Source organism: Candidatus Omnitrophota bacterium (genome assembly GCA_023227985.1).
Taxonomy (GTDB): domain Bacteria; phylum Omnitrophota; class Gorgyraeia; order Gygaellales; family Profunditerraquicolaceae; genus JALOCB01.
Map to the genome: position 1 here is coordinate 19,544 of JALOCB010000019.1, position 8,973 is coordinate 28,516.

Genomic DNA, 8,973 nt, shown 5'->3' on the forward strand with positions numbered 1-8,973 from the left:
AAGTCAATATATATGATAAAATCGTTCAACCAGGAGAAATATGAGAGATTATATAAAACTGTTCAAATTTGTTATTCCGCACTCAGGGTTGTTTGCCGGCGCCGGGATTTGCATGCTGCTTTCCGCCATATTTGACGGGGTTTCTTTGACTATGATAATGCCTCTGGCGGATATCATCCTCACTGGGAAAAAGATCGTCCTGCCGGTCAAGCTTCCGCAGTTTTTAAATGCCTTTATCGACACCTTGAATAATATCCCGCCGCTTATGCTCTTGAATTATATGGTTATCGGCGTGGTTATCCTGTTTGTTCTTAAGGGTTTATTCGGGTTCCTGCAAAGCTACTTTATGACCGATATAAGTTTTCTGGTGATGCGGGATATCCGCTCCAAGCTTTACGCGAAGTTCCAGACATTGTCACTGGATTATTTTACCCACCGCCGGGGGGGGGAGATGATGTCCAGGGTGACCAATGACGTGGGCCAGGTGGGCAACGCCATATCCTACGGCGCCACTGACCTGATCTACCAGTCTTTGCAGGTGGTGATCTGCGCTTTTCTTATATTTTTCATAAACGCGAAGCTTGCGCTGCTTGCTTTAGTGATCCTTCCTTTGGTTAGTTTACCCATTGTCAAGGTCGGCAAGATCCTTAAAAAGATCGCCTTGAAGACCCAGGAAAAGGTCGCTGATATCAATTCGGTGCTTTATGAGACTATCCTGGGCGTGCGCGTGGTCAAGGCGTTCAATACGGAAAGCCATGAGCAGGGTAAATTCGATAAGGCTAACCAGGCATATTACAAACTTTCGATGAAGGCCACTAAGAGGATGCTGGCATTAAGCCCGGGCACCGAGTTGATCGGGATCATCGCCGGCGTGCTGGTGCTTTCCTGGGAAGGCAAAGCGGTCATTGAAGGCAAACTGTCTTTCGGTGCGCTGGCTGTTTCTCTGGCTGCGTTACTGTCGATGCTGCGGCCTTTTAAGAAACTTTCCCAGGTGCATTCGATCATCCAGCAGGCGATCGCCGGAAGCAAGCGTATTTACGAAGTCCTGGACAGCGTGCCTACGGTGGCCGAGAAAAAAGATCCGCTGGAATTGGACGGTTTTAATAAGAGCGTAATCTTTGAGGATGTGTGGTTCAGTTACGCGAATAATGTGGTGCTTAGGGGAATAAACCTGGAAGTCAAACAGGGCGAGGTGCTGGCGATAGTAGGGCCAAGCGGCGCGGGAAAAACCACTCTCCTGGATCTGGTCCCGCGTTTTTATGACCCGGCCAAGGGCAGGATATTGATCGACGGTAAGGACCTTAAGGGCCTAAGTTTTAAGTCTTTGCGCCGGAATATCGGGATAGTCACCCAGGAGACCATACTTTTCAACGATACTATCAGGGGCAATATAGCGTATGGCCTGCTTGATGCCCGGCAGGAAGATATTGAGACCGCGGCGAAACAGGCTTATGTCCATGAGGTGGTTCAGCGCCTTCCCAAAGGTTATGACACCTCCATCGGCGACCGGGGGGTAAAGCTTTCCGGCGGGGAACGCCAGCGTCTGGCTATTGCCAGGGCTCTTCTGAAGAATGCGCCTATCCTGATCCTGGATGAAGCTACTTCGCAGCTGGACACCGAGTCGGAGCGTCTGGTCCAGGAGGCCTTGAATAAATTAATGCAGGGCCGTACCGTCCTGGTAATCGCCCACAGGCTTTCTACCATCCGGCACGCGGACAGGATAGTGGTCCTGGACGCGGGGAAGATCATCGAGCAGGGCAACCACGAGGAATTGCTCAGACATAACGGACTGTACAACAAGCTTTATCAGAATCAGCAGTTGTACAAGTAAACGGGTATATTTAGTTGATTTAAGCTGTATTTTATGATAAATTAAATGGCTCTAAGGCTTTAAAACCGCGGTTTTACCCGAATATAATATGATGAAGAACGCGAAAAAGATCATAGCTGATTTCCCTAAGGCGAATATCCTGGTTGTCGGGGATCTCATACTTGATGAATACATCTGGGGCGATGCCGAAAGGCTGTCTCCGGAAGCGCCTGTGCCGGTGGTCTGGGCCAAAAAGCGCACCTTTGTCCCGGGAGGCGCGGCTAATGTGGCGAATAATATCCGCGCTCTCGACGGTAATGTGCGGCTGGTAGGGGTCATCGGCAAGGATAAGAATACCCCGCATTTCCTGGCGGAATTGAAGAAGCGGAAGATCTCCTGCGAGGGGATACTGGCCGAGCCTGGAAGGCCGACTACGGTAAAGACCCGGATCATCGCCGGGCACCAGCAGATGCTCAGGCTGGATTGGGAGCGATGCGAGGCGTTGCCGCGGGCGCTGAACGATAAGATCATCGGGTTCGTCAAGAAGAATATAAAAGGGCTTGACGCCATAATCATCGAGGATTACGGAAAGGGCGTGGTCAACAAAGAGCTTTTGGAGCAACTGGTCGGCTTGGCGCGCAGCCATAAAAAGATAATCACGGTCGACCCGAAAGAAGACCATTTCCGCTATTACCGCGGGGCCACCGCGATAACCCCGAACCGCAGGGAGGTGGAGAACGCGATAAGGCATTTAAAGATCAAGGACACCACCAACAGTTTTAAGATTAATACGGACAGGATCTTTGATGACGCGGATTTGATCAACGCCGGCAGGCAGATATTGAAATATCTTAACCTTGATTCCGCGCTGGTCACCCTGGGGGAGCAGGGGATGCGTTTATTCGAGAAGTCAGGCAAGATCACCCATATTCCGACGGTCGCCCAGGCGGTCTTCGATGTTTCCGGCGCCGGGGATACAGTGATCTCCGTTTTTACCTTGAGCCTTTGCGCCGGCGCCAGCAAATTAGAGGCCGCGCTTATGGCTAATTTCGCCGCCGGGATAGTCGTGGGCAAAGTAGGGACCGCGACCATAACCAGGAAAGAGCTTATTGACAGGATAGAAAGATAATACTATGAGGAGCAATAGCGATAAGAAGGATGTTGTGGGTATCATCCCGGCGCGGTTCTCTTCCACGCGTTTTGAGGCTAAGGTATTAGCCGATATCTTCGGCAAACCGATGATCCAGCATGTTTGGGAGCGGGCCAGGCAATCGCTGCTTCTGGACGAATTGATTATCGCCTGCGACAATGAGCGCGTAGCCGAGATCGCCCGCGGGTTCGGGGCAAAGGTCGTTTTTACCGCCAAAGGGCATGTCTCCGGGACCGACAGGATCGCCGAGGTGGTCAATCCACTGGATTTTAAAGTCGTCATAAACATCCAGGGGGACGAGCCGTTGGTTCACACCACGATGATCGATAATGTCGCTTCATTCCTGTTGAATTCTCCGGAGATCGGGATGGCGACTATAATGAAAAAGATCGAGGATCCGGCCCAGATAACCGACCCTAACGTGGTCAAGGTGGTGGTGGACAAGAATAATTTCGCCTTATATTTTTCGCGAAGCACCATACCGTTTTTGGCTGCCAACTCCGACGTCAAGAACCCGGTCTATTTCAAGCATATCGGGCTTTACGGGTATTCCAAGGATTTCCTATTTACTTTCAAGAACCTGACCGTCTCCAGCCTGGAGAAGGTCGAGAAGCTCGAGCAGCTAAGGGTTTTGGAAGAAGGCTATAAGATCAAGGTTATCGAAACGAAATATGAGAGTATCGGCGTGGATACCCCGGAAGACCTGGAAAAGGTCAAAGAGTATCTCAAGAAAGAGCAGATATGATACGCGAGATAAAAGCAGGCAGGGTAAAGATAGGCGGCAGGAACCCGATGGCGCTGATCGCCGGGCCTTGCGTGATCGAATCCGAGAAGATGTGCCTGGATATGGCCAAAAGGATCAAGGGCGTCGCTGAAGAAGCCGGCGTCCCGCTTATCTTCAAATGCAGTTATGACAAGGCCAACCGGCTTTCCGGGGATTCATTCCGCGGCCCGGGGATAGAAAAAGGGCTGGAGATCCTGAATAAGGTGAAACAGAAGTTCAACCTGCCTGTTTTAAGCGACGTTCATTGCGCCAAGGATATAGATAAAGCGAAAAAGGTTTTGGATATTATCCAGATACCCGCCTTTCTCTGCCGGCAGACCGATATGGTGATCGCCGCGGCTAAAAGCGGCAGGGCGGTGAACATTAAGAAGGGGCAGTTTCTCGCTCCCTGGGATATCCTGCCGATAATCAAGAAGGCGGAAAATGCGGGAAACAAGTCCATAGTCATAACCGAGCGGGGATTCAGCCTGGGTTATAACAACCTGGTTACGGATTTCCGCAGCCTGGGCATAATCCGCGGCTTCGGCTATCCGGTGATCTACGACGCCACTCACAGCGTTCAGCTGCCCGGGGGCAAAGGGAATTGTTCGTCAGGTCAGCGCCAGTTCGTGCCCGGGCTTTCGCGGGCGGCTATTGCTTTTGGCTGCGACGGGCTTTTTCTGGAAGTGCATAGTAATCCGGACAAGGCTTTATGCGACGGGCCGAATATGATAGATCTGAAGATGCTGGCGGCGTTGTTGAAAGAGGTTAAGAAGATAGAAAAGGCTCTGAAATAATATACCCGTGACTCATAAACATGCGAAAATGTATTTTCGCATATTCGTCAGGGTCTCATGCTGAATCAAAACATAAGGTATTCGAGGCGTTAAAATGATCGACTGTATAAAAAGAGCTAAAGAAGTCTTGGATATTGAGGCGGACGCGGTAAGGGCGCTTAAAAGCCGCATCGGAAAAGATTTTAAGAAGGCGCTTTCTTTGATCTTGAGCTCAAAGGGCAGGATCGTGGTCAGCGGAATGGGCAAGACCGGGATCATCGCCCAGAAATTCTCCGCAACCCTGGCCTCTACCGGCACGCCCAGCCTTTTTTTGCACCTGGCTGAGGCATCGCACGGCGATCTGGGCAAGGTCACCTCGGATGACGTGGTGGTGGTGATCTCCAACAGCGGTTCGACCACCGAGGTAAAACAACTTTTGCCGGTCCTGAAAAAGGTCGGCGGAAAGATCATAGCTTTGACCGGTAACAAGAACTCGCCGCTGGCCAAGTACAGCGACGTGGTCCTGGATGTTTCGGTGAAGAAAGAGGCCTGCCCGCTGGGTCTGGCCCCGACAGCTTCGACTACCGCGACCCTGGCGATGACCGACGCTTTGGCAGTATGCCTTTTGGAGAAAAATGGCTTTAAGGAAAAGGATTTCGCGCTTTTTCATCCGGGGGGGGCGCTGGGCCGCAGGCTTTTATTGACTGTCGGAGATATTATGCGCTCCGGCAGGAATAATCCCGTGGTCAGCGCGGAAAAAACGGTCTCTCAGGTATTGGTCAAGATCACCCAGGCCAGGGCAGGCGCGGCTTCGGTCGTCGATAGCAAGGGCAAGCTAATGGGCATATTTACCGACGGCGACCTGCGCAGGCATCTGGAGATAGACGATAAATTGCCGCAGCGAAAGATCAAGGATGTAATGACCAAAAGCCCCCTGGTGGTAAAGAAGGACCAGCTTGCCGCCGAGGCCCTGCGAATTCTTGAAGAAAGAAAAATCGACGAAGTCCCGGTAGTGGACGAGAAGAACCGGCCGGTGGGGTTATTGGATGTGCAGGATATATTGCGCGCCGGGGTTGTCTGATATGCCGATCGAAGAATCCATCCTGAATAAGATCAAGAAAGTAAAGGTTATGCTTCTGGATGTGGACGGGGTGTTGACTGACGGCAGGATCGTTTACGATTCAAAGGGCCGCGACCTTAAGTTCTTTGACGTCCATGACGGCCTGGGCGTGTATCTTTTGAAAAAAGCCGGAATCCCGACGGTGCTTATTACCGCCAAGAGCTCCCGGACGATAAAGCCCAGGGCTAAAGATATGAGAGTGGATGCGGTTTTCGCCGATGTTTCCCCTAAGACCTCGGTCCTGGGGGAAATACTGGCGAAGTACAAAGTGGGCAAAGACGAGCTTTGTTTCGTCGGTGACGACCTGGTGGACCTGGGCCTGATGAAGCAGGTGGGTTTCGGGGTCGCTGTCTGCAACGCCTGCAACGAGATCAAGGCCGCGGCTGACCATACCACCGTTAAAAAAGGCGGCAGGGGCGCGGTCAGGGAGATAGCGGAGCTGGTCCTGAAGACCCAGGGCAAGTGGGATGAATTGATCAAGGCATATGAGAACTGAGGTTTTCTTAGCGGCGGCTATTTTTTTAACAACGTCTTCCTATTGTTTTGCCGCCGGCAGTTCATTGCTGACAAGCCCGAAAGAACAGGAGCCCAGCCAGGAGATGTCGGATTTTTCCCTCTCCGGGTTTTGCGATAAAGGCAAGAAGAACTGGGATATCTCCGGTAAATCCGCGGATATCGGCGGAGAATCGATAAAGCTGGATGATATCGTCGGCAACCTTTACGGCGAGAAAGAAACGGTCAAGCTGACCGCGAACCAGGGGGACGTTAACCGCCAGAATTCCCAGGTCCATCTGCAGGATAATGTGGTAGTGACCACTTCTTCAGGCGCGAAGATGACCACTGATTCGCTGGATTGGGACAGGAAAGGCCAATTGGTCAGCACTGCCGACCAGGTCAATATAAATAAAGAAGATATCATAATCGTAGCCCAAGGGGCCAAAGGTTATCCGGATATGAACAAGGTCGACCTGGAAAAGGATGTCCAGGTGCAGATCAATAATCCGCAGGAGCCCGGAGAAGCGCCGAAGGCCCGGAGGGAGGCGACCGTGATAACTTGCGACGGCCCGCTCCAGGTGGATTATCAGAAGAACGTAGGGGTCTTTAACAATAACGTCAAGGTCGTCACTGTGGACGCGGTGATCGAGAGCGACATCATGGAAGTGTATTTCTTGACCGGCGACAAGCCCAAGCCTGCGAAGGCCTCGGCGGATCCGGCTTATGCCGGCGCGCAGATAGAGAAGATCATCGCCCGCGGCAGCGTAAAGATAGATCATAAAGGCAATATTTCTTACAGCGATGAAGCGGTTTACAACGCTAAAGACAGGAAGATCACTCTTTCGGGCAAACCCCGGCTGGTGATCTATTCTACGGAGGGGCTTAATGCATCTTTTGGAGATTAAAGGTTTGTCTAAATCTTACGCCGGCAGGGAAGTGGTCAAGGGCGTGGATATGCTGGTTAAGCGCAAAGAGATCGTCGGGTTGCTCGGGCCCAACGGCGCGGGCAAGACTACGACGTTTTATATGGTGGTAGGGGTCATCCCTCCGGATAAAGGCAGGATCATTTTTGACAACCAGGACATAACCCGCCTGCCGATCCACGAGCGGGCGCATTACGGCATTGCGTATCTTTCCCAGGAGCCGTCGATATTCAGGAAGCTTACGGTAAAAGCAAATATTATGGCTATCCTGGAAACGCTGCCGATAAGCCGGACCGAGAGGAAGAAAAGGCTTACCAATCTGCTGGAAGAGTTGAAGATCGCCCATTTGGCGAACAGCAAGGCATATACCCTTTCCGGCGGCGAAAGAAGAAGGCTGGAGATCACCAGGGCGCTGGTTACCAACCCCTCGTTTATCTTGCTGGACGAGCCGTTCTCCGGGATAGACCCGATCATCGTGGGCGAGGCCCAGGAGATCATCAAGGAATTGCGCAATAAAGGGCTGGGCATCCTGCTTACCGACCATAATGTGCGGGAGACCCTTTCCATAACCGACCGGGCGTATTTAATAGCCAACGGCAAGATCCTTATCTCCGGGACCGCGCCGGAGCTGATCAACGACCCCAAGGCCCGCGAATTGTATCTGGGCGAGAATTTTAAGATGTAAATGAGGCCGCGGCTTACGGAGCGTCAGCGAACATAAGCCGGATGGCCGAATTTACCCTCGGTGTTTCGGCAGAAACGCCGAGGGGCAACGTTCGACAAAACAGTAAAATCAAATCAAAGGACCTGATTGCATCATTGATGTTAAGAAGGGAACTTGAAGAAAGGCAGAGATGAAGACAGAGGTAAAGGCGCTGGATAGTTCGAAGAAAGAGATCGCCGTCGAGGTGAACGGGGAATTGGTGAAGAACAAGTTCGAGGAAGTATTTAAAAAGATCGCTCAAGAGGCCAAGATCAAAGGTTTTCGCCCGGGGCACGCCCCGCGCGATATCCTGGAAAAGGAATATTCCGGCCTGGCCCATGAACAGGTATTGAAAGAGCTTATCCCGGAGCTTTACGGAAAGGCCGTGGAAAAAGAAGGGTTGAATGTCCTGGATATGCCTGATATCAAGGATGTGAAACTTGACCGCTCAAGCCTTTCTTTTAAGGCCGAGGTCGAGGTCTATCCGGAGATCGAAGTCAAGAATTACAAAGGTTTAAAGATAAAATACAAGAAGTCCGGGGTAAGCGCTGACGAGATCAAGCGCAACCTGGACGCGTTGAAGGAGTCGAGGAAGATCGATGTCCTCGACGATGATTGCGCCAAGAGCCTGGGTTATCCTAATCTGGCCGAGCTGGAGAAGACGGTAGAGCGCCAGTTGTCCGTGCAGAAAGACAACGCCCAGCGCCAGGATGGCGAGCGTCAGGTCGTCGAGCAGTTGACCAAAGGCCTGGAATTCAAGCTGCCTCAGGCATTAGTCGGCAAACAGATGGAAGAGATGCTCAGGAACGCCAAGATGGAAATGGCGATCCGCGGCATACCGAAGGAAAATATCGCCGGGCATGAAAAAGAATTGGTCAAGGAGCTCGAGCCCCGGGCCAAGGAGCAGGTCAGGGTTTATCTGGTCCTGAACGCGATAGCCAAGAAAGAAAATATCCCGACCGATGAGCATATGCCCGCGAAGGTGCTGGAGTTCGTGTTCAAGGCGGCAGCCTGGGAGATCGTAGAAGGATAAAGTTTAAACTGACACCCGGCGTAATCGGAATATACGCCGGTGTGGTATCTGATTATTGACACCCCACGCTAATCGGAATGGCGCGGGTGTGGTATCTCTATACCAGGAGGGTTATATGGATATGAAGATGCAATCGTTAGTGCCTATGGTGGTTGAGCAGAATGCCAAGGGTTTTGAGCGCGCCTACGATATCTACTCGC

At 51.9% G+C, this 8,973-nt stretch carries 9 protein-coding genes; all 9 read left to right on the plus strand.

Going from position 1 to position 8,973, the window contains the following annotated elements; genetic code table 11:
* The first annotated feature begins 40 nt into the window (after positions 1-40).
* Complete coding sequence (locus M0R35_05240; GenBank protein MCK9595065.1) at positions 41-1,831, plus strand: ABC transporter ATP-binding protein/permease; 1,791 nt, start codon at positions 41-43, stop codon at positions 1,829-1,831.
* Between the two features lie 88 nt (positions 1,832-1,919).
* Positions 1,920-2,939, plus strand: coding sequence for a D-glycero-beta-D-manno-heptose-7-phosphate kinase (rfaE1, locus tag M0R35_05245; protein MCK9595066.1), 1,020 nt, complete (start codon positions 1,920-1,922; stop codon positions 2,937-2,939).
* 4 nt (positions 2,940-2,943) lie between these two features.
* Complete coding sequence (kdsB, locus tag M0R35_05250; protein ID MCK9595067.1) at positions 2,944-3,705, plus strand: 3-deoxy-manno-octulosonate cytidylyltransferase; 762 nt, start codon at positions 2,944-2,946, stop codon at positions 3,703-3,705.
* The gene (kdsA, locus tag M0R35_05255; GenBank protein MCK9595068.1) at positions 3,702-4,520 is read left to right on the plus strand and encodes a 3-deoxy-8-phosphooctulonate synthase; all 819 of its coding nucleotides are present in this window, start codon (positions 3,702-3,704) and stop codon (positions 4,518-4,520) included. The genes kdsB and kdsA overlap by 4 nt, the downstream gene beginning before the upstream one ends.
* Positions 4,521-4,599: 79 nt before the next feature.
* On the plus strand, positions 4,600-5,580 hold the full coding sequence (locus M0R35_05260) for a KpsF/GutQ family sugar-phosphate isomerase (GenBank protein MCK9595069.1): 981 nt from the start codon (positions 4,600-4,602) through the stop codon (positions 5,578-5,580).
* Position 5,581: 1 nt separating this feature from the next.
* The gene (locus M0R35_05265; GenBank protein MCK9595070.1) at positions 5,582-6,115 is read left to right on the plus strand and encodes an HAD-IIIA family hydrolase; all 534 of its coding nucleotides are present in this window, start codon (positions 5,582-5,584) and stop codon (positions 6,113-6,115) included.
* Entirely contained in the window at positions 6,105-7,019 is a 915-nt protein-coding gene (gene lptC, locus M0R35_05270; protein MCK9595071.1) for an LPS export ABC transporter periplasmic protein LptC, read from the plus strand. The genes M0R35_05265 and lptC overlap by 11 nt, the downstream gene beginning before the upstream one ends.
* Complete coding sequence (lptB, locus tag M0R35_05275; GenBank protein MCK9595072.1) at positions 7,000-7,722, plus strand: LPS export ABC transporter ATP-binding protein; 723 nt, start codon at positions 7,000-7,002, stop codon at positions 7,720-7,722. Before lptC ends, lptB begins: the two co-directional genes overlap by 20 nt.
* A gap of 169 nt (positions 7,723-7,891) precedes the next feature.
* The gene (locus M0R35_05280) at positions 7,892-8,773 is read left to right on the plus strand and encodes a hypothetical protein (protein MCK9595073.1); all 882 of its coding nucleotides are present in this window, start codon (positions 7,892-7,894) and stop codon (positions 8,771-8,773) included.
* Positions 8,774-8,973 lie beyond the last annotated feature (200 nt).